Annotated in this window: 23 protein-coding genes; all 23 read right to left on the reverse strand. The window is 34.6% G+C overall.

All coding sequences use genetic code 11. From position 1 onward, the window contains the following. The gene (locus OEV82_RS01305; protein WP_263060756.1) at positions 1 to 1,248 is read right to left on the reverse strand and encodes a flagellar hook-length control protein FliK; all 1,248 of its coding nucleotides are present in this window, start codon (positions 1,246 to 1,248) and stop codon (positions 1 to 3) included. Positions 1,249 to 1,282: 34 nt separating this feature from the next. After that, the gene (locus OEV82_RS01310) at positions 1,283 to 1,867 is read right to left on the reverse strand and encodes a MotE family protein (RefSeq protein ID WP_263060757.1); all 585 of its coding nucleotides are present in this window, start codon (positions 1,865 to 1,867) and stop codon (positions 1,283 to 1,285) included. Between the two features lie 5 nt (positions 1,868 to 1,872). Continuing rightward, positions 1,873 to 2,313, reverse strand: a complete 441-nt coding sequence (gene fliJ / locus OEV82_RS01315) for a flagellar export protein FliJ (protein WP_263060758.1) — start codon at positions 2,311 to 2,313, stop codon at positions 1,873 to 1,875. Positions 2,314 to 2,315: 2 nt separating this feature from the next. Beyond that, positions 2,316 to 3,629 carry a flagellar protein export ATPase FliI gene (fliI, locus tag OEV82_RS01320; protein ID WP_263060760.1) on the reverse strand — a complete coding sequence of 438 codons (1,314 nt, stop codon included), beginning with the start codon at positions 3,627 to 3,629 and terminating at the stop codon, positions 2,316 to 2,318. Continuing rightward, the gene (gene fliH / locus OEV82_RS01325) at positions 3,626 to 4,390 is read right to left on the reverse strand and encodes a flagellar assembly protein FliH (RefSeq protein ID WP_263060761.1); all 765 of its coding nucleotides are present in this window, start codon (positions 4,388 to 4,390) and stop codon (positions 3,626 to 3,628) included. The genes fliI and fliH overlap by 4 nt, the downstream gene beginning before the upstream one ends. Further along, positions 4,383 to 5,393, reverse strand: a complete 1,011-nt coding sequence (gene fliG / locus OEV82_RS01330) for a flagellar motor switch protein FliG (protein WP_263060762.1) — start codon at positions 5,391 to 5,393, stop codon at positions 4,383 to 4,385. Before fliG ends, fliH begins: the two co-directional genes overlap by 8 nt. An 11-nt stretch (positions 5,394 to 5,404) precedes the next feature. Then, complete coding sequence (gene fliF, locus OEV82_RS01335) at positions 5,405 to 7,015, reverse strand: flagellar basal-body MS-ring/collar protein FliF (RefSeq protein ID WP_263060763.1); 1,611 nt, start codon at positions 7,013 to 7,015, stop codon at positions 5,405 to 5,407. Between the two features lie 69 nt (positions 7,016 to 7,084). Next, complete coding sequence (gene fliE / locus OEV82_RS01340; protein WP_377701955.1) at positions 7,085 to 7,390, reverse strand: flagellar hook-basal body complex protein FliE; 306 nt, start codon at positions 7,388 to 7,390, stop codon at positions 7,085 to 7,087. 28 nt (positions 7,391 to 7,418) lie between these two features. After that, positions 7,419 to 7,868: a flagellar basal body rod protein FlgC gene (gene flgC / locus OEV82_RS01345; protein WP_173661180.1), complete on the reverse strand. Its 450-nt coding sequence runs from the start codon at positions 7,866 to 7,868 to the stop codon at positions 7,419 to 7,421. Further along, a complete protein-coding gene (flgB, locus tag OEV82_RS01350; protein ID WP_173661169.1) occupies positions 7,865 to 8,257 on the reverse strand; it encodes a flagellar basal body rod protein FlgB in 393 nt (130 codons plus the stop codon). Before flgB ends, flgC begins: the two co-directional genes overlap by 4 nt. Before the next feature lie 457 nt (positions 8,258 to 8,714). Continuing rightward, complete coding sequence (gene codY, locus OEV82_RS01355; protein ID WP_173661167.1) at positions 8,715 to 9,491, reverse strand: GTP-sensing pleiotropic transcriptional regulator CodY; 777 nt, start codon at positions 9,489 to 9,491, stop codon at positions 8,715 to 8,717. A gap of 49 nt (positions 9,492 to 9,540) precedes the next feature. After that, complete coding sequence (gene hslU, locus OEV82_RS01360; RefSeq protein ID WP_173661165.1) at positions 9,541 to 10,953, reverse strand: HslU--HslV peptidase ATPase subunit; 1,413 nt, start codon at positions 10,951 to 10,953, stop codon at positions 9,541 to 9,543. A gap of 42 nt (positions 10,954 to 10,995) precedes the next feature. Continuing rightward, positions 10,996 to 11,538: an ATP-dependent protease subunit HslV gene (gene hslV / locus OEV82_RS01365; RefSeq protein WP_173661163.1), complete on the reverse strand. Its 543-nt coding sequence runs from the start codon at positions 11,536 to 11,538 to the stop codon at positions 10,996 to 10,998. 15 nt (positions 11,539 to 11,553) lie between these two features. Then, complete coding sequence (gene xerC, locus OEV82_RS01370; RefSeq protein ID WP_173661161.1) at positions 11,554 to 12,450, reverse strand: tyrosine recombinase XerC; 897 nt, start codon at positions 12,448 to 12,450, stop codon at positions 11,554 to 11,556. A gap of 217 nt (positions 12,451 to 12,667) precedes the next feature. Next, positions 12,668 to 14,755 (reverse strand): type I DNA topoisomerase, encoded by a 2,088-nt coding sequence (gene topA, locus OEV82_RS01375; RefSeq protein WP_263060764.1) that lies wholly within the window; start codon positions 14,753 to 14,755, stop codon positions 12,668 to 12,670. A 210-nt stretch (positions 14,756 to 14,965) separates the two neighbouring features. Next, entirely contained in the window at positions 14,966 to 15,862 is an 897-nt protein-coding gene (dprA, locus tag OEV82_RS01380) for a DNA-processing protein DprA (protein ID WP_263060765.1), read from the reverse strand. An 81-nt stretch (positions 15,863 to 15,943) separates the two neighbouring features. Continuing rightward, on the reverse strand, positions 15,944 to 16,849 hold the full coding sequence (gene sucD / locus OEV82_RS01385) for a succinate--CoA ligase subunit alpha (RefSeq protein ID WP_173659043.1): 906 nt from the start codon (positions 16,847 to 16,849) through the stop codon (positions 15,944 to 15,946). 58 nt (positions 16,850 to 16,907) lie between these two features. Next, a complete protein-coding gene (gene sucC, locus OEV82_RS01390) occupies positions 16,908 to 18,068 on the reverse strand; it encodes an ADP-forming succinate--CoA ligase subunit beta (protein WP_173659045.1) in 1,161 nt (386 codons plus the stop codon). 239 nt (positions 18,069 to 18,307) lie between these two features. Further along, complete coding sequence (locus OEV82_RS01395) at positions 18,308 to 18,604, reverse strand: EscU/YscU/HrcU family type III secretion system export apparatus switch protein (protein ID WP_263060766.1); 297 nt, start codon at positions 18,602 to 18,604, stop codon at positions 18,308 to 18,310. Then, positions 18,601 to 19,848 carry a hypothetical protein gene (locus OEV82_RS01400; protein ID WP_263060767.1) on the reverse strand — a complete coding sequence of 416 codons (1,248 nt, stop codon included), beginning with the start codon at positions 19,846 to 19,848 and terminating at the stop codon, positions 18,601 to 18,603. Before OEV82_RS01400 ends, OEV82_RS01395 begins: the two co-directional genes overlap by 4 nt. A 23-nt stretch (positions 19,849 to 19,871) precedes the next feature. Next, complete coding sequence (locus tag OEV82_RS01405; RefSeq protein WP_263060768.1) at positions 19,872 to 20,669, reverse strand: ribonuclease HII; 798 nt, start codon at positions 20,667 to 20,669, stop codon at positions 19,872 to 19,874. Between the two features lie 5 nt (positions 20,670 to 20,674). Beyond that, positions 20,675 to 21,541, reverse strand: a complete 867-nt coding sequence (ylqF, locus tag OEV82_RS01410) for a ribosome biogenesis GTPase YlqF (protein WP_173659053.1) — start codon at positions 21,539 to 21,541, stop codon at positions 20,675 to 20,677. Between the two features lie 29 nt (positions 21,542 to 21,570). Further along, positions 21,571 to 22,131, reverse strand: coding sequence for a signal peptidase I (gene lepB / locus OEV82_RS01415; RefSeq protein ID WP_263060769.1), 561 nt, complete (start codon positions 22,129 to 22,131; stop codon positions 21,571 to 21,573). Positions 22,132 to 22,140: the final 9 nt, after the last annotated feature.

Consider the following 22,140-nt stretch of genomic DNA (forward strand, 5'->3'; position numbering starts at 1 on the left):
CTAAACTTCATAGTTTACTAGTGTTTCTAGTAACGTTTCGGAAAAATTTTGTCGCTCTTTTTGATCTGGATGTTGTTCTCGTTCGTTATGATCCTTTGGTTGATCATGTTCATGAAATCCTTGTTGTTCTTCTTGATTTAGATGCGTTTCAATATCAATACGTGTGACGTTTATGTTTTGTTGAATAAAGGCATGACGTAAAGCTTGAATTTGTGATTCTAGAAGTTCCTTTGCTGCCTTCGTAGACGAAATAATCTTAGCAACCAATTCATTATTTTGCTGAACTAGTTCTATTTTTAGTGTACCGAGATGTTCCGGCTTAAGTTGGATTGTCAATTTTTGTAATGGACCACTGTTCATTAGTTTTCCTTTATTAAGGATTGTGGTAAATTGTCTGACAAAACTGTCGAAATTAACAGGCCTACTATGTCCATCCTGTAATGTTAATGATTCTAATTTCATCTGTCCCGGTTGATGGTATAAAGATGAATGCGTTACAACTGTATTCTCTGTTGCTTTATCTATTCCATTAATTGAAGCTAACAGTGTACTGCTATTTTCATCCGCTTTTTTAACCGAAACATAAACATTTGCATATGGATGATTGGAAGTAAACGTATTAGGTTTGACGATTTCTATGTTTGTAAAAGCTCGTCTAATGATCTTTTCATTGACTAATAATTTCTCACTTTGTTGGACAAGTTTGTCAATCATTGGTAGTTCTTCTGCTGTTCGTTCATTAAATGTTCGCAAAGTTTGAACAAAACTTTGTATCGTCTTAAAAATTAGATCAATATTTAATTTACTTGTCTTATTTGATACATTTCCTTGTTCTGTTTGTTTGTGAACGAAGTTCGTCAAGTCAATGTTAGATAAGGTTGAATCAAGCATTAAAATCATGTCGAGATGACTGCCGATTTGTTCCGACTCAATCCATTCAAGCCCTTCCATAACGTCCGTTATTATTTGGTGCAAATCTTCATATTCGTCCGGTAACTGTTCGGATAAATTTGTAAGCATAGAATGAATGGAATTCATTAGCTCACTCGTTGATATTTCTCGATGTTGAAGTACTGTTTCTATCATTTGATTGTTTGGAACCGTTATATTGTTCATTTCTGATTGATCATTTACGAAGGATTGAAGCATATTAACAAATGACTCACTTGTCTTCTCATCCATACTTTTGCTCATATGACTTGTTAATGAATTAGTCGTTTGTATTTGCATTGGCAGCATATTGATCATTTGTTCACCTCCCTTCAAAAATCGTGAGTATTAATTATTGTGTTTCAACAAGTTTTACAGTAAATTTCGCAGCATTTTCCGCAGGCATTTTTTCTAAAATTGCAGCTACATTTTTTTCTCGCATACTACGTAAAATATTTAATGCGGTAGGCTCATCCATTGAAACGAGAATCGCTGCTGCATTTTTCGGTTTCATATTTTCATAGGTTTTAGCAATCATTGCCCATTCATCAGTTATGGACTGCTCTTCTAAATTTTCACTATTTACTTCTTGATTAACTAAATCACTTTCTATGTTTTCTTGTTTTACAGTTTCAAGTTCTTGCTCTTTTTGTTCTAATTGGAATTCAAGATCACTTACTTTGGCCTGTTCATCACTTAATGCAGCTTTCAATTGATTGATTTGCTTTTGTAAATCTTCCGTTGTAACAACGGAGGCATCCGATGCAAATATTGAACCTATAATTGGAATATTCGATGCTTCTTCAAAAATGTTTTTGCCTAAAAATGAAAAAATAATGATCATGATCATGCAAATGAATATAAGCGGTAAAACAATTGCAAATAGGATCTTTTTACCAATATTTGATTTTTGCTTTTTTTCTGTTTCTTTTTTCATGGATCCTATTTCTCCCTTACTACAATTTGCGTACAAATTTCATCCATCACTTTGGTTTCCTCTACTATCCGTTCACGTAAATATTTTTCATATTCTTTGTCTTTTAATTTCTCGAACTTTTTCACTTCAATATTCTTATCCATTAGTCGCTTTTCCTCAAATTGCATATGATGTCTTGCTTGAATCACGAGGTTTTGATAATGATCAATTTCCTTTTGCAAATTCATTAAATATTTTTGATGGAAGCGAATTTCATGGACCTGAATCCCTGTGCGGATTTTTTCATGTTGGTAACTCTCCAGATCTTCCTTCTTTTTTAATAACTCATAAAGCTTCTCTGCAACTTCCTTAAATCGCTGAACAGCTTTCTCATAAACGAGGGCTTGATTTTCCTTTTCACTTTCTCGCAACTCTAGTAATTTTGCAAACTTGTAAGTGAAACCCATTCCTATTCACCTGCAATCAGTGTTTTTAAAGCTTGAACACTATCTTCATAAGTCATTTTTTCATCTATTCCTTGAGTTAAATAGGAGATTAGCTTTGGATAATAATCAATGGCTACATCAATCTCCTTTGAAGAACCTTTTTTGTATGCACCTATATTAATTAAATCTTCCGATTGTAAATATGTATTTAATATTTGCCTAAATTGGATTGCTTTCTCTAAATGCTCCTGGTCAACTAAACTTTTCATTAAACGGCTAATACTCTTTAATACATGAATGGCAGGATACTGCCCTTTATTGGCTAGATTCCGATCAAGTACTATATGTCCGTCTAAAATTCCTCGGACTGTATCTGCAATCGGTTCATTGAAATCATCACCATCGACTAAAACCGTGTAAAAAGCAGTAATTGAACCAAATTCATTTGTCCCTGTTCGTTCCAATAATTTCGGTAATAATGAAAATACCGATGGCGTGTATCCCTTCGTTGCAGGTGGTTCACCTGTAGCAAGACCGACTTCCCTCTGGGCCATGGCAACACGTGTTACGGAATCCATCATCAACATAACATTTAATCCTTTATTTCTGAAATACTCCGCAATGGCCGTTGCCGTATATGCTCCTTTGATTCGCATTAAAGCCGGTTGATCACTCGTAGCAGCTACTACTATTGAACGATTCAGACCCAATTCACCTAAATCACGTTCAATAAACTCACGAACTTCTCTTCCACGTTCTCCAATCAATGCGATGACATTTAAATCAGCTTTCGTATTACGGGCAATCATCCCCAAAAGCGTGCTTTTTCCAACACCACTGCCTGCAAATATACCAACTCTTTGTCCCTTTCCTATTGTTAAAAGACTATCAATAGATCGAACACCTATTTCTAATATTTCATGAATCGGTGGTCGACTTAATGGATTAGGAGGAGCATGTTCGATTGGCCATCGTTGTAATGCTTCAGGTAAGGGACTACCATCCATTGGGTTTCCTAGCGGATCGATGACTTTTCCAATTAAAGCATCGCCTACTTTTATTTCTAAAGAACGTCCTGTACCTTCAACAATCCAACCGGGTGCAATGTCATGGACTTCATTGTATGGCATAATTAATACATTGTTATTTTTAAAGCCGACAACCTCACCAATGATCCTTTTTTTGTACCCATTTTTCGGATAAATATAGCAAACATCACCTATGGAACTTCTTGGTCCCTTTGCTTCGATCATGATCCCTACAACTTTCGTTACACTTCCATAATGTTTATACGTATCGATGAAAGGTATTTCAGCTATTAATTCATTTAAATTCATGTCAAATCACCATTTAAAAGTTCAAAAAGTTTAATGCGTACTTCATGGAGTTGATGATCAATACTTGCATCAACCCGTTCGCCATTTGTTTCGATAATGCAGCCACCATAAGATAAGTGTTGATCTGGATAAATATATATAGGTGCTTCTTGTAAAATTGGTGATAAATACTCTTCTTTTTTATGAACAACGACTTCGTATAAACTAGGATGAACATGAATTTTTATCTCTTTTCGATCCAGTGTTTCCGTGATTGCCTTCTTAATTAAGTCATTAAACTTCTCAGGCTGCTCAGAAAGTGTACAGTTTAATATTTTTTCAGCAGTCTTCAATCCAATTTCGAGTATAGTATGATCAGACCTTTCGACAGTTTGGACAAATTCCTTTCTGGCATTTTCAACTATTGTTTTTGCCAATTCAATTTGCTCTTCCATCTCTTGATACGCTTGTTCTTTCCCCAGTTGAAGACCGGTTTCATACCCTTTTTGTTTAGCTGTTTCAAAAATTTCCATCTTTTCCTCTTCTATTTTTTGTCTTTCTACTTCAATCTGCCTTTTTATTTGATCTGCGTGTTCTTTTGCCTGATTTAATATTTTTTCAGCTTCTTCTTTTGCTTTTTTTAGTTGTTCGTCGGATACGACAGGTACGTTATCTTCTTGAACTTTTGAATTTGTTCGATGATGTTGCGGTTTTAACATTCGTATAGAAATGACTTTTTCTTGTGAGTGCTCTGCAAAACTCCTCTTTATGATATTAGACAATGATATCGTCACCCCCGCCACGGGCGATGATAATCTCTCCAGATTCTTCCAGACGACGAATCACACCAACAATTCTACCTTGAGCTTCTTCAACATCACGTAAACGAACTGGTCCCATAACTTCCAATTCTTCTTGGAACGTTTCACGCATACGTGTTGACATATTTTTAAAGATCACTTCTTTCACTTCTTCACTTGCTACTTTCAATGCAAGTATGAGATCTTCATTATCACAATCACGGATAACAAGTTGAATTGCTCGATTATCTAGTGTCACAATGTCTTCAAAGACAAACATTCGTTTCTTAATTTCCTCTGCTAATTCAGGATCTTTGTATGCCAATTCTTCAAGAATTGTTCTTTCAGTAGCACGGTCAACACCATTTAATACATCAACAACAGCTTCAATTCCACCTGTTTGTGTGTAGTCAGTAGTAACGGTTGCGGAAAGTTTTTGTTCTAATATCTGTTCCACTTTATAGATGACATCAGGTGACGTACTGTCCATTAGTGCAATTCTTCTTGCAACGTCGGCTTGCATTTCCTCAGGTAGATTTGATAATATTTGTGCAGCTTGGTTTGATTCTAAATATGAAAGTATTAATGCAATCGTTTGTGGATGTTCATTTTGAATAAAGTTTAATATTTGATTCGGATCAGCTTTCCTTGCAAAGTCAAATGGTTTCACTTGTAAGGAAGATGTGAGACGATTAATGATTAAATTTGCTTGTTCTGGTCCTAATGCTTTTTCTAATATCATTTTTGCATAGCCAATCCCGCCTTGAGAAATATAATCTTGAGCCATAACAAGATTATAAAATTCCTCCATTATTTCATCTTTTTTATCTGAACTTACATTTTTTATCGTTGAGATTTCTAACGTTAGTTTTTCAATTTCATCTTCAGTTAAATGTTTATAGATTTCCGCCGACACATCTGGTCCGAGAGAAATAAGGAGGAGAGCTGCTTTTTGTTTCCCCGTTAATCCTTTTTTTGTCGCCAAAATCAACCCTCCTAATCTTGTGATAACCACGTACGCAACAATTTCGCAAATTCATCTGGTCGTTCTTTTGCCATTTTTTCTACTTGTTTTCTCCGAATAGTGTCTTCTGTTTCCTGCTGGTGTTCCATTAGGTCAGGGATGACGGTTTGCTCTTGTTCTCTTCCTTTTAAGTCATCGTCATCGTCGAATTCAAACTCATGATCTTCTTTTTTTCTAAATACAAAAATCAGTAAAACAATAATAATGATCACAAGAATTCCTATCACAAGGTAACCCCAGAATGGAAATTGCGATTGTTGATGTTCTAATGAATGATTATCCTGTTTACCTAGCAATTCTTGGAATGATACGGCGATTTTACTATTGATTTGCTGATCGGTAAGCTCACCGTCTACATCACTTGTATCAATCGTTGTACGAATAATGGTGCTAAGAATATCCGTAATATCTTGTTCTACATTGGCACTTCCAGCTGTGGCTTGTTCAGGTGGTTCGACTATCACTTGAATACCTAAATCTCGAATTTTATAAGGACTTTCTACAATCTCTTTTCTGATGCGGTTTACTTCATAATTAATTGTTTCTTCTGTATTTTCATATTCACCATTTTCCCTTGTTCCTTCTACGTATGTAGCACCTAAAGCGTCACCTGAATCTTCAGCTTGCGGAACACCACCTGCACCCGCATCCTCACCAGAATACGTTTCTGAAAGTCTTTGTGCACTGATTGCAATACCTTCCATATTTTCATTATCAACTGGCTCAACTAAGTTTTCTTCTCGTTTCTCTTGTGAAAAGTCAATATCAGCCGTAACGGATACGATGACCGAGTCTTGTCCCATTAACATGCCGAGCATCCGTTGTACTTCTCGTTGAATATCTTTTTCTATTTCTTTTTTCATGTTGTATTGAGATTCCAGTTGATAACCTTGGGTGTAACTTTCTCCATTTTTTAAATCATAATAATTAAAGTTCTGGTCCATTATGACGATATTATTGGTAGGTAAATTCGGGACCGATTTCGAAACTAATGTATATAAAGCTTTGATTTGATTTTCAGAAAAATTGTTTCCAGGTTCTGTCGTAATAACGATAGATGCAGAAGCTTCTTTACTTTCATCTGAAACGAAAATACTTTCTTCTGGAAGAGTAATCATGACCTTCGCATCTTTTATACCGTCAACTGTTTTTATTAAATTTGCTAATTCCGTTTGCATGGCATCAAGTTTCATTACATTAAACTCATTATCGGTCATTCCTAATCCAGCATTTTCACTAAAAAAGGAATAATCAATACTGCCTGATTCAGGAATTCCTTGTGCAGCTAACTCCACTAACAGTGTATCTACCTGTTTTTCCGGAACTTTAATCGTCGTACCATCATTTGTAATCTGAGATGGGACACCCATACTATCCAAAGTTTCTTTTATGCTTCCCGTCTCAGCTGGTGTTAAATCACTATATAACGGGACCATCGTTGTCTTTGTCGTAAAATAGATTAGAATACCAATTAAAATCAATACACTTATTATTGAACCTAGGAGTACTGCCTTTTGTTTGTTAGTTTTGTTTTGCCAACGATCTTTAATATGATTGATATAATTTTGTACAGTCTCATTCATTTATTTCTCGCTCCGTACAGTTAAATTCTTAAATCTTGTTATTACCATCAATTCTTATAAAAACTAAGTTTAGATCTGCATTCTCATAATCGATTGATAAGCTTCAACGACTTTATTTCGGACTTGTAGTGTTGTCTCAAGCATGATAGATGCTTTCTGTGAAGCAATCATAACATCGTGTAACTGTACATTTTCACCATTTGCTAACTTTTCTGTCATTATATCTGATTGCACTTGTGCGTGATTCACTTCATTTACAGCTTTTTTTAACAAACTTGAAAATGTCTCTTGTACTTCAGATGGAGTAACTTTATTATTTTCATTTGGCTGAATAGTACCAGATAAAGCTTGTACTGATATTGGATGTATAGCCAACTAGATCTCTCCTTTCATTTTTTGGAGACTATTTTCCGATTTCAAGAGCTTTCATTAACATCGATTTCGATGCGTTAAAAGATGTTACATTGGCTTCGTAAGATCGTGTAGCACTAATTAAATCTACCATTTCTCTTAATGGATCCACATTTGGTAACTGTACATAACCTTCCTCATTTGCATCCGGATGTTCCGGATTAAAAACCAGTTTGAAAGGAGTTTGGTCTTCAATAATTCTCGTTACAGCAACTCCTTCAACCGCTTCAGATTTATCCATTGCTTTATTTAAATAACTTGAAAAACTTCCTTCCTTCGGTTGTAGTACAACTGTTTTTCTTTGATATGGGACCCACTCCCCATTGACATAATTTGCTCTCGTCGTATCCGCATTCGCAATATTCGAAGAAATAACGTCCATTCTTAATCTTTGAGCAGTTAATGCACTTGCTGTTATATTTAAACTAGAAAACAAAATTATTGTCCTCCTTTTATGACATTTTTCAAAGTATTAAACTTACCATTCAACCGTTCGATCATCGCATTATAGTAAATTTGATTATCCGCCAACTTCGCCATTTCTTGATCCATGTTCACACTATTTCCATTTTCATTAAATTGTACATTTCGATGTGTAATTGTTAATGATTTTGTTGAGGACTGAAATGGAATATGTTTTTCATTTGATCGCTTAGCGGTAATGCCTTTTGATAGCTCCTGATTGAAAAATTTCTTAAAAGACACCACATCTTGTGCTTTATATTGAGGGGTATCAACATTTGCAATATTATTAGAAATTGTTTTTTGTTTAAGTGCAGAATAATCTAAAGCTCGATCTAATACATGAATTGTATGTGAAAATAGACTCATCACAATCTTCCCCCGACTAAAAATATAGAAACAATTCATACTCAAATTTATTTATTACATTTTTATTACATCACTATTTTATCTAGATTAAAACTTATTGTCTATAAGATAAATGTCGAAATTTGTGGGTATTTAGTACTATTCTATGAACTTTTGGATAAATAGTCCTTAATTTTTTCATAATTAAAATAAGAAATTAGTACAATAAATTTGATATTTTTATATTTTTTTCGATATAAATCGATAAGATTCTATCTTATTTTACATCATTATATCGTTTTAGGACAGTGGGATTACAACTTTTACATTTTTTCGATTGGAATGTTCCTTTTGTAATAAAAAGGCTAAAAAGTATCTGGTAGCCTCAAGGGAATCCAACTTTATACTAATTCATATAAAAAAGACTGCTCTACTGAACAGCCTTTTGAATGACACATATTAATTTATGACAAATGGGTTACGATTTAACTTTTTCAAGCTCTTCTAGGAATTTATCATTAAGTACTTTTATAAAGGTACCTTTCATTCCTAATGAACGTGATTCAATCACACCTGCACTTTCTAACTTACGAAGAGCATTTACGATAACTGAACGCGTAATTCCGACACGGTCAGCAACTTTAGAAGCGACGAGTAATCCTTCTTTACCACCTAATTCTTCGAAAATATGCTCGATTGCTTCTAATTCACTATAGGATAAAGAACTGATCGCCATTTGAACAACCGCTTTACTACGTGCCTCTTCTTCAATTTCCTCTGCTTTTTCACGTAAAATTTCCATTCCTACAACAGTTGCACCATATTCAGCTAATATTAAGTCATCATTATTAAATTCTTCCTCTAGACGGGATAAGATTAATGTACCAAGACGTTCTCCACCGCCATTAATCGGAACAATTGTTGTCAAACCATTCGCAAATAACTCTTTATTTTCAACAGGAAATACAGTGTATTCGCTATTAATATCAAGGTTTGCTGTTGTTTCATTAATGTTGAACAAATTTTTTGTATAGTCTTCTGGGAATCGTCGTTCTTCAAGCATATTTTTCATACGCTCATTTTCAATTTGTTGTGTAATAGCAAAACCTAATAACTTTCCTCGTCTCGAAACAATATACACATTTGCTTCGATCACATCACGTAATGTTTCTGACATTTCTTTAAAGTTTACGGGATTTCCTCCTGTATTTTGTAACATCGCATTAATTTTTCTTGTTCTTGCTAATAGCTCCATTATTATTCCTCCTATTAATGTATAGACTTATTGTTGAATTTATTTCATTTTATAAAATATAACGACTTAAATCTTTATCTTGTACAATATCTTTAAGTTTTTTATCTACATATTCAGCATTAATGGTGATCGAATTATTTGGCATCTCTGGTGCTTCAAAGGATAAATCTTCCAACAATTTTTCTAAAATCGTATGTAACCTTCTCGCACCAATATTATCTGTATTTTGATTTACTTCAAATGCAACTTCTGCAATTCTTTTAATAGCATCGTCAGAAAATTCTATTTTTATACCTTCAGTTTCCAATAATGCTGTATATTGTTTAACTAGTGCATTATCAGGTTCAACAAGTATACGAACGAAATCTTCAATTTGGAGTTTTTCAAGTTCTACGCGAATTGGAAAGCGTCCTTGTAATTCAGGAATTAAATCAGAAGGTTTCGCTATATGAAACGCTCCAGCAGCAATAAATAAAATATGATCGGTTTTTACCGGTCCGTATTTCGTAACGACAGTTGATCCTTCTACTACTGGTAAAATATCTCGTTGGACACCTTCACGAGAAACATCTGCTGAATTGTTTGTACCTTTGCTTGCTATTTTATCGATTTCATCAATAAAAATGATTCCAGCTTGTTCAGCACGTTCGATCGCTTCCTGAACAACTTCGTCCATATCGATTAATTTGTTTGCTTCTTCATTGATTAAAATATTTCGCGCATCCTTAACTGGTAATTTTCGTTTCTTTTTCCTTTTCGGTATTAAGCTACTTAATGCATCTTGCATATTCATCCCAATTTGATCAACACCGGCACCTTGGAACAAATCGAACATGGATGGTGCTTGCTCTTCTACTTCGATTGTTACGATTTCATCTTCCAATTCACCAGCAGCTAACTTCTCACGAACAATTCTCCGTTTTTCAGCTTTACTTACATCTTCTTCCTCATTTTTTATATCTTCTTGATCAGAAGATGTATTACCAAACAGCATTTCAAACGGATTTTTAAAGTTCGCCTGCTTATTCGAAGACGGAACAAGCAACTCAACCAATCGACGATTGGCATTTTCTTTTGCCTTTTCTTTCACTTTTGACATTTTTGCATTTTTTACAATACGTACACTTGTCTCAACAAGATCCCGGACCATCGATTCTACATCTCTTCCAACATAACCGACTTCTGTAAATTTCGTTGCCTCTACTTTTACAAAGGGGGCATTGACAAGTTTCGCAATCCGACGAGCAATTTCCGTTTTACCAACACCAGTAGGTCCGATCATTAAAATATTTTTAGGCATGATTTCTTCACGCAATTTTTCTGGTAACAAGCTTCGACGATAGCGATTACGTAAAGCAACTGCAACAGCTCTTTTGGCTCCATTTTGCCCCACAATATATTGGTCAAGACGATCCACAATTTGACGTGGAGTTAATTCAATTGCAGCATTTTTTTCACTCATTCTTTTCACTCCTTATAGAAAAAGATCGTAAGAAGGTCAGATTTATATTTCTTCAACAATAATATTGCTGTTTGTAAACACACAAATATCAGCTGCAATCTCTAATGCTGATTTTGCTATTTCTTTTGCCGTCATTGAGTCTCCAGCATGTTGTTTAAGTGCACGTCCTGCTGCAAGTGCATAATTCCCACCGGAACCAATTGCTAAAATGCCATCATCAGGTTCAATGACCTCACCATTACCAGAAACAAGCAATAAGTTCTGATCGTCCATTACAATTAATAATGCTTCTAACTTTTGTAAAACTTTATCACGCCGCCATGACTTAGCCAATTCAACAGCAGCCCTCTGCAAATTGCCATTAAACTCCTCTAGTTTACCTTCAAATAATTCGTACAATGTAAATGCATCGGCGACTGATCCTGCAAAACCAGCCAAAACTTTTCCATTAAATAATCTTCTTACTTTTCGAGCGGTATGTTTCATAACCACTTGATTTCCTAAAGTAACTTGACCGTCACCAGCCATAGCACTTTTGCCTTTATGCTGGATGGCAAAGATCGTTGTCGCATGAAATTGTTCCATATGAATCCTCCTTTTTTAAGCACGAGGATGATGTGCCATATAAGTGTTTTTTAAATGATCTTTTGTCACATGGGTGTATACTTGGGTTGCGGAAACCGAAGAATGTCCTAAAAGTTCTTGAACCGTCCGCAAATCCGCTCCGCGATTCAAAAGATGTGTTGCAAAAGTATGTCGAATCATATGAGGATGAATGCGTTTGTTCGTACCAGCTTTTTCGATAAGTTGATTAAATATATAGCGAATACCCCTTGCTGTAAGTGGTGTTCCTTTTTGATTAACAAATACATATGGATGAACTTGACCTTTCATTAGTCTCTTACGTCCGCTATTTATATATGTATGTAAGGCTTCCTTAGCAAAATAACCAAATGGAACAAATCGTTCTTTCTTTCCTTTACCACTGACTAAAATAACAGAAGAAGAAAAATCGATATCTGACAATTTTATGCCTGCACATTCACTAACTCGAATACCAGTAGCATACATAATTTCTAACAATGCTTTATTTCGTTCACCAGAAGGTGTCGATGTATCAATCGATCGAAATAACTCTTCCAATTCCTCTTCATAAAAAAAGTCTGGAAGTTTTTTTTCCAGTTTAGGTAAAGAAACTTGAGCAAATGGGTTTGTATCTAAATAAGATTCTCGAACGAGATACTTATAGAAAGAACGAAGACTTGACACTTTACGGGAAATAGACTTTTTCGCATAACGATTTTCATATAGCTTTGTAAGGTAAATTCGCGCATCTTGATAGGTAACTGCAGATAAACTTTGTAATATTTGTTCATCCATGAACAAAAAAAAGTCTAGTATATCCTTTTTGTAACCATCTATAGTGTGCTGTGAACTGTTTTTTTCAAGTTGCAAATATTCAATAAACTCTGCGAATAAAGTGTCTCTATTCTTCAATTCTTTCACCTCATTTAAGCACTTTTAAATAATAGCACATAGTTTTGAATATTGCAATAGCAGTTCACAATATATTCATAAATTTCAGAATTGTCCTTTCTTCATTTTAACATAATATACCATTCTTTCATTATCCTTTGATATATTACAAAATTCGACAGAATTTGTCCAATAAAAAATACCTGAAAATAGGAAAAAAGAGTGAGTCCATTATCACTCACTCTTGTGGTTGTTCTTTATAATCACATTCTGTACATTGAATTTGAACACCTTTTTTAATTTTTTTCTCAACTAATAAACCTTCACATTTCGGACATGGACGAGGGACTGGTTTATCCCATGAAACAAATTCACACTCCGGATAACGGCTACAACCGTAAAAAATTCTTCGTTTTTTCGATTTCCTTTCAACCACTTGACCTTCATTACATTTTGGACACGTAACTCCAATTTCTTTTACAATTGCTTTCGTATTCCGACAATCAGGAAAATTACTGCATGCCATGAACTTACCATAGCGTCCCATTTTAATAACCATAGGACTGCCACATTTTTCACAATCTTCACCGGCAGGTTCATCCTCGATTTCGACTTCTTCCATTTCTTTTTCTGCAATTTCTAGGCGAACTCGAAAATCTTTATAGAAATCATCTATCACTTTGACCCAATTTTCTTTTCCTTCTTCAATTTCATCTAGTTCTTTTTCCATTTTTGCTGTAAATTCCACATTAATAATTTCAGGGAAAAAGTTAGAAATTAGTTGAATTACAATTTCGCCTAATTCCGTTGGAACAAAACGACGGTTTTCCAAAGCGACATATCCGCGTTTTTGAATCGTATCTAAAGTCGGTGCATAAGTCGACGGTCTTCCAATCCCTAACTCTTCTAATGTTTTAACTAAACGAGCTTCAGAATAGCGTGGTGGTGGTTGTGTAAAATGTTGTTTTGGTTCAATCTCTTTCGTTGTAACAAACTCCCCTTCTATCAAGTCAGGAAGGAGTGCATCCTTTTCTTCCTTATTATCATCCGTTCCTTCAACATAAACCTTCATAAAACCTGGGAATTTGATTTTTGAACCATTAGCTCTGAATATAATCGATTCGTTAACTAAATCAACAGTCATCGTATCCATAATTGCAGGTGCCATTTGACTAGCAACAAACCGTTCCCAAATTAGCTTATATAATCGGTATTGGTCACGAGACAAAGCATCTTTTACAGAAGAAGGTGTTCGAAAAACACTCGTTGGTCTTATTGCCTCATGGGCATCTTGAACATTCGTATTATTTTTTCGCTTAACAGTTGTTTTCTGAGTATACTGTTCACCATATTCACCAGCAATGTATTCAAGTGCCTCTTTTTGGGCTGACTCGGATATCCGTGTTGAATCTGTTCTCATGTACGTAATTAAACCTACGGTTCCTTCTTTACCTAAGTCAATTCCTTCATATAATTGTTGCGCAAGCATCATTGTTTTTCTTGCTCTAAAGTTTAATTTTCTTGCTGCCTCTTGTTGTAACGATGATGTAATAAATGGAGGAGAAGGGTTTCGCTTTCTTTCTTTTTTCTTAACGGAATGAACTTTAAACTTTTCATTTTTTATTTCAGCTAAAATATTTTTAACATCATCTTCAGATTTTAACTCTCGTTTCTTTTGTTCACCACTTTGATTTACACCATAAAATTGAGCCGTGAAGAGTTCATTTTCATATTCAAATTGACCGCTAATTGTCCAATATTCTTCAGGGACAAAATTTTTTATTTCATTTTCACGGTCGATAATGAGTTTGACAGCAACAGATTGAACTCGCCCGGCACTAAGTCCTTTTTTCACTTTCTTCCATAATATTGGACTTATTTTGTAACCGACTAGACGATCTAATATTCGTCTTGCTTGTTGAGCATCTACTAAATCCATATTAATCGGCCGCGGATGTTTAAAGGATTCCTGAATCGCATCTTTTGTAATCTCATTAAAAACAACACGACAATCGGATGTTGAATCTAAGTTTAATGAATGTGCTAAATGCCATGCTATTGCTTCACCTTCACGATCAGGGTCGGCTGCTAAATATACTTTTTTCGCTTTTTTAGCCGCTGATTTTAATTCTTTTAAAACAGGACCTTTTCCGCGTATCGTTATATATTTGGGTTCGTAATTATTATCTATATCGACACCGGTTTGACTTTTTGGTAAATCTCGAACATGTCCCATCGATGCTTTCACTTTATACTTTTTTCCTAAATAACGTTCAATCGTTTTGGCTTTCGCTGGTGATTCCACAATTACTAAATAATCTGACATGTTTATCCTCCTTAGAGGTCTCTCTTTCAAATTACATTTATTCAAGAAACTTCTTTATATTATACATGTAGAAAAGGAAACTATCACTAATTATTAAAGAAAAAGTAATGGTTTGTCAATAAGAAACCCTTTTCAACTCTAAATTTGTGTAAGTATAACATTGGTATGATAAAGATTTCATTTGCATAGTTTATTCAAAAATAATTTCTTTCATACCATTTGTGTAGTATTTTTTGGTAATTCTGATAATATGTCAGATACAGATTGAATTAATTTTGCACCTTGTTGAATAAGATTATTCGTTCCTTTCGAAGGTTCAGAGAAGATGGATCCGGGAACAGCAAAAACTTCTCTTCCTTCATTTAATGCTAGATCTGCTGTTATTAAGGAGCCACTTTTTTCTCTTGCTTCAATGACAAGTGTGCCAATTGATACACCGCTAATGATTCGATTTCGTTCTGGAAAATATCTCTTTTGTGGTTTTGTATTCGGAGGATATTCTGATAGAAGTAAATGTGATTCCGCCATCTTTTTTGCTATATTTTTATGTTCACGGGGATAAATTTGTGAGAAGCCACTACCTAAAATGGCAATTGTTTGACCGTTTTGCTCCATGCAAGTTTTATGTGCAATATAATCAATGCCCCTAGCTAAACCGCTAACAATACTATAATTTGCTTCAACTAATTCACTCACAAATTTTTTTGTCGCTTGTATACCATATGTGCTTGGATTTCGTGTACCAACAACAGCTAGACTCTGATTTTGTAACAATTGGATGTTTCCTTTACAGTAAAGGACAAGTGGAGGGTTATATATATGTTTTAATAATTTCGGGTACTCATGATCAAAGATTGTAATAATTTGGATGTTCATTTGTTGATAATTTTTATAAACTTCATACGGTTCTCTATGATGAAGATCAAAATACATTACATCAATAAAATTGCTGGATATTTGAAAATAATATTGTAACTCCTGTTTAGTCATGAAGTAAATCTCATTTAATGACGGATCAAATTTTACCATTTTACTAAGCGTCTTTAAACCAATCCCACGACACTCATACAAATGAACCAATCTATTTTTAAATTGCTCATTTTTCATTACCTTGATACGACTCCTTTCATGATTATGAAAAAGAAGGGGCTGTCATTGAAGGCAGCCCCATTTTGTGTAGAATTTTATTCATTCATGTGTTTTACATTTTTCATATAGTCCTTTTTCTTTCAACACGTTAATTAATGTTTCGCCGATTACAGCCGGTGTGTCAGCGACTTCTATACCACACTCATTCATGACACGAATTTTTTCATCAGCTGTTCCTTTACCACCGGCAATTATCGCTCCAGCGTGTCCCATACGTTTTCCTGGAGGTGCTGTACGTCCTCCAATAAATCCGACAACCGGTTTAGTCATATTTTCTTTAATCCATCTTGCTGCCTCTTCTTCAGCAGTTCCACCAATTTCACCAATCATGATAACAGCATAAGTTTCTGGATCTTCATTAAACTCTTTTAACACATCGATAAAGTTTGTACCGTTGACTGGGTCACCCCCAATACCAACAGCCGTTGATTGACCGATTCCCGCTTGAGTTAATTGATGGACAGCTTCATATGTTAATGTTCCTGAACGGGATACGACACCAATATGACCTTTTTTATGTATATATCCAGGCATAATGCCGATTTTACATTCATCAGCTGTAATCACTCCTGGACAGTTTGGTCCAATTAAACGTGTCTTTTTCCCTTCCATATATCTTTTTACTTTGACCATATCGAGAACAGGAATATGCTCAGTGATACAAATAACTAAATCTAATTCTGCATCAACCGCTTCCATAATAGCATCTGCAGCAAATGGAGCTGGTACATATATAACAGATACTGTTGCACCAGTTGCTTCTTTCGCCTCTTGTACGGTATTGAATACCGGAACACCTTCTACTTCTGTTCCACCTTTGCCTGGGGATGTTCCACCAACAATTTTTGTACCATATTCAATCATTTGCTTTGTATGAAAAAGGGCTGTTTTACCTGTTATTCCTTGCACAATAACCTTTGTATCTTTGTTTACATAAACTCCCATGTTTACCCCTCACCTTCATTCTCATCTAAATACATTGTAATTCTATTAACAAAGGAAATTATTTTACTAGTTCAACAATTTTTTGTGCACCATCTGCCATTGATTCAGCTGATACAACATTAATACCAGACTCTTCTAAGATACGTTTACCTAACTCAACATTTGTACCCTCAAGTCTTACTACTAAAGGTACAGATAAACCTACTTGTTTCGCTGCTTCAACAACACCTGTAGCAATCACGTCACATTTCATAATGCCACCAAAAATATTGACAAAAATTCCTTTTACATTTTCATCAGATAAAATAATTTTAAACGCTTCCGTCACTTTTTCTGTAGTCGCACCGCCACCAACATCTAGGAAGTTAGCTGGTTCTCCTCCGTAATATTTAATTATGTCCATTGTTGACATTGCAAGGCCAGCACCATTTACCATACATCCGATATTTCCATCTAAGGAAACATAACTTAAATCATATTTCGATGCTTCGATCTCTTTTGGATCCTCTTCATCAAAATCACGTAATTCAACGATATCAGGATGACGATACAGTGCATTACTATCAAAGTTCAGTTTCGCATCCAACGCCATTACATTGCCATCTCCAGTTACAACGAGCGGATTGATTTCAGCGATAGAACAGTCTTTTTCAACGAATACTTCATATAAACCAATCATAAATTTTACTGCTTTATTAACTAATTCATTTGGAATACCGAGTTTAAATGCAATTCTTCTAGCTTGGAAAGGTGTTAGTCCTACTAGAGGATCAATCTCTTCTTTAAATATTTTTTCAGGAGTTTTCTCCGCCACTTCCTCAATTTCGGTTCCACCTTCACTTGAAGCCATCAATACAACTCTTGAAATAGCACGGTCAAGTACTAAACCAACATAATATTCTTGTTTAATATCGCATCCTTCTTCAATAAGTAAACGCTTAACTTCTTTCCCCTCAGGACCTGTTTGATGCGTTACCAAGGTTTTACCTAATAATTCTTCCGCATATGTACGAACTTCATCAAGACTCTTAGCTACTTTGACACCGCCAGCTTTCCCTCTTCCACCGGCATGGATTTGTGCTTTAACCACAACAACATCCGTACCTAGTTCTTTAGCTGCTTCAACAGCTTCATCTACAGTAAATGCAACTTTTCCATTAGGAACAGAAACACCTTTTTTTCTGAGGATTTCTTTTCCTTGATATTCATGAATATTCATTTCCCATCCTCCTAATCTCCCTAAAAAAATAATTGCGACTTCATTTTATCCAATACTTAAAATCTTGTCTAGTTTTTTGCAATATTTTCTATTCTAGGTCATTATTTTTCTATATAATTCCAAATGTTTTTTAAACCAACGTGACTAAGCGCATAAAGCTGAATTGATTTCATTCTATTCTATTAGAAAATTGTTATTCTTATAAAATTCTAAACATTACAGCCTTAAAAAAAAGGAACTTATCGATCCTTATTTATTTTGTAGTTCCTTTTTTGTTCTTCCTTGTCCAAACGGTATATAAAAGCAAACACTTCTGCTACAGCAGTATATAATTCTTCAGGAATTGTTTCATTTAAATCAAATTTACCTAATAATTCGACTAGCGCTTTGTCTTCATAAATTGGTATATCATTTTCTTGAGCCAATTGTATTATTTCATCGGCAATTAAACCATTTCCCTTCGCTTTAATAATTGGAGCCGACCGTTCATCTGAATGGGATACCGCTACTGCTTTTTTTCTTTTTTTACTTTTCATATTTTCACATCCACATTCCTAAAAGAATGGTAAATAGGTAATTTTTCATGTTTATTATTTATCTTATCTTGACTTTGGAATTTTTCAAATTTGATCGTACTTAATGTATATCCATGTTTCGCTAAGTTCTTTTTCAGTTGTGCAATTAATCCCTTACTAACTTTTTCCAAATGTGGAAGATCACTTTTCATTTGTATCGTAATGACGCGATTTTGAACGTTCATATAAGCATATAACTTCCCAATATTCGGTAGCATTAAATCAAACACGATTTGACAGTAATCTTTATTTAATTGTCCATTTTTATCTTTTTTTCCTCGAAATTGTATTTGTGCATCAATGACTTGTTCCGGCAATGGTATCGGTAAGGCAACAGTACATTGTAAAAAGGAATCATTGTTTATTGTTTGTAATTGACCGCCGGAAATTTTAAAAATTAATTGTTCTGCTAAAATTTTTAAGTTAGAAGATAATTGCTTATCTCCTTGTAAAAGGTTCATGATTTGCCATTTTAATGTTGTTGCCTTATCCTTTCCATTCATGATTTGCACACCTGCATTATAGCCAATGACGTTCAAAATAAATAGAAGGGCTTGATGGACATTATCTCCTCTCCCCCAATTTACTCCTTGTAAATCTCCATTTGATTTACCTAATAAGGATTGAATTAATGGATAAAGTTGATGTTGATCTAGATGCTCTAATTGTATGTGGAGGTGATGCAGTAACGTCGTGATAGATGGACCATGATGAAAGGAATATAAACTTTTAAAAATATCATTTGTAAAAGGCAAATTGGCTTGATGCATGAATTTCATTATTTGTAGGACACTTTCAGGATTTTTTGCAACCTGCAGCCATTGAAGCGCCTTATGTACAATAGAACGATTTATTGGTAGATTTGTGTTTAACCAAGTTTGAATGAAACGGTTCATTTTTTTATTGTTCGGTATTTGTAAAAATGTTAATAACGATTCTTTATTTGTTACATTTTCCAATACCTTCAATTGGATTTTCCCTACAGTCTCTTGTACTTGAAAGTAATAATTTTGTAGAACATCAATCGGAGCTTCCAATTTAGCTAAAAATTTTTGATTATTTACTTGTAAAAGGGCAATATTTTGCTGGTCAATGTAAAGGACTTTACCAGAAATAATTTGCCCCTTTTGTAAAGGAAATTGGTCAAGCTTTGAATTTTGTATATTCGTAACATGAGATAAAGAAGTTAATTGGTAATTGTGCATTCAAACTCATCCTATTTTTTGTATTATTCATCCTCTCGATATGTAAAAAGACTGTCTTCAACCATTTCCTTTATAGGAGAAAAAGTTTTGCGATGTATAGGAGTTGGTCCGAATTGATGTAAGGCTTTTAAATGTTCTTTTGTTCCATAACCCGAATTCTTATCAAAATGATATTGAGGGTATTGTTTATGATAATTTAACATAATGCGATCTCGATAAACTTTTGCTATGACTGATGCACTGGCAATGGAAATTGATTTTGCATCACCTTTTACTAATGACCGTTGCGGAATTGGTGTAACTAATTCCATGGCATCAATTAAAAGATAATCCGGAAATGGTTTGAGTTGTTGGAGTGCATCTAACATCGCCTTTTTAGTCGCTTCATAAATATTATAACGATCAATTTCTTCCGGACTAACTATGCCAATGCCAATAGAAATCGCGGACTGTTGAATTTGGTCATACAATGCTTCACGTTTTTTAATGGTAAGCTTTTTCGAATCATCTAATCCTGGTAGATATATATCCTCTGGTAACATAACAGCACTAGCAACAATCGGTCCTGCAAGAGGACCTCTTCCAACTTCATCAATTCCAGCTACAAATGAAAAGCCTTGATTACGCGCTTCTTTTTCATAGATCGACATATTTTCGAAGCGAATACGGTCTTTCTTTTCCTGCTGAATTTTCTTATTCCATTTTTTTAATAAAGCTTGTACCCCTTTTCGTTCATCTTGTGCACATTGTTTAATAAACGGATCATTTTCATCTGAAATCGTTTGTAACCGTTGTTCGATTTGTTTAACCGTATAGTTCATCCGTACTACTCCTTTTCTTGTTGCTCAGGGGCTTCGAATGTAATTTGACCTAATTTCAAAGTACGAATATCTCGTATAATCACTTCTGCTGTTTTATCATAGTCAATTTCACTGCCAGCAGTTAAACAACCACGTCGTTTTCCAATCCAATTAAACTGCTCGATAATATCCGTTGGTATTTCTGTAAAACCATAACGTTCCTTTAAATTTTCTGGATAATTTTTTTCTAAAAATTGTAACGCATAAACAGCGATGTCTTGCAGGTTTAATATTGTATCTTTAATTGCACCAGTCAACGCTAAGTTCATGCCTACTTGTTCATCTTCAAATTTCGGCCAAAGAATTCCAGGTGTGTCTAATAATTCAATTTCCTTACCAACTTTAATCCATTGCTGTTGTCGTGTTACCCCTGGTGTATTACCAGTCTTAGCGATGTTCTTTTTTGCAAGTTTATTAATTAAAGTTGACTTTCCTGAATTTGGAATTCCAACGACCATCGCACGAATCGCACGTGGTTTAATAATCCCTTTCGCACGCATTTTATCAAACTTTTCCTTTGTTAATTCCTTTGTCTTAGCTATAAGTTGTTTGAGACCATCACCAGTCTGTGAATTAATGGGAATCGCTGTAATATTTTGTTCTTGATAATATTTAACCCATTTATTCGTCATGATGGGATCGGCCATATCCTCTTTATTTAGTAACACGATTCTTGGCTTTTGCTTAATAATCTCATCAATCATCGGATTACGAGAGGAGTAAGGAATTCTTGCATCCGTTAATTCAAAAACTATATCAATCAAGTTTAGCTTTTCCGTCACTTCCCGTCTCGCTTTAGCCATATGTCCAGGAAACCATTGTATCTGTTGCATTGAAATCCTCCTGCGCTGTAATAATCTTGTTAATTTATAATTTTTATATCTTCTAATGGCCAGTAGATAATACTCGCTTTTCCTAATATGTTCTCAATTGGAATTGGTCCAACCGTATAGTCACGACTATCTCGACTAAACCTACGATTATCGCCCATAACAAATACGTGACCTTCTGGAACTTCGTATGAAAAATCTGGTGTTAATGGTCCACCCATATAGATTTGATGATATTCTTTCCTATACTCATCTAAATACGGTTCATCATATTTGACACCGTCGACATACAACGTATCATTTTTGTATTCAATATATTCACCTGGCAGTCCAATTACCCGTTTAATATAATCTTTCTTATCCGATACTTTAAAAACAACAATATCAAACCGGTCAATATCTCCAAGTTTATAAGAAAGTTTATTTACGATCATCCGATCTCGATCTTCTAGTGTGGGCATCATGGATTCTCCATCGACAATGATCGGTGTAAATAAAAAGAAGCGAATGACAGCCGCCAAAGCGGCAGCAATCGTTAATATTTTTATCCACTCCCATAGCTCACTTTTTTTCGTCAATAATATAACCTCCATTAATAAACA

Source organism: Pallidibacillus thermolactis, assembly GCF_025660415.1.
Lineage (GTDB): Bacteria > Bacillota > Bacilli > Bacillales > Caldibacillaceae > Pallidibacillus > Pallidibacillus thermolactis.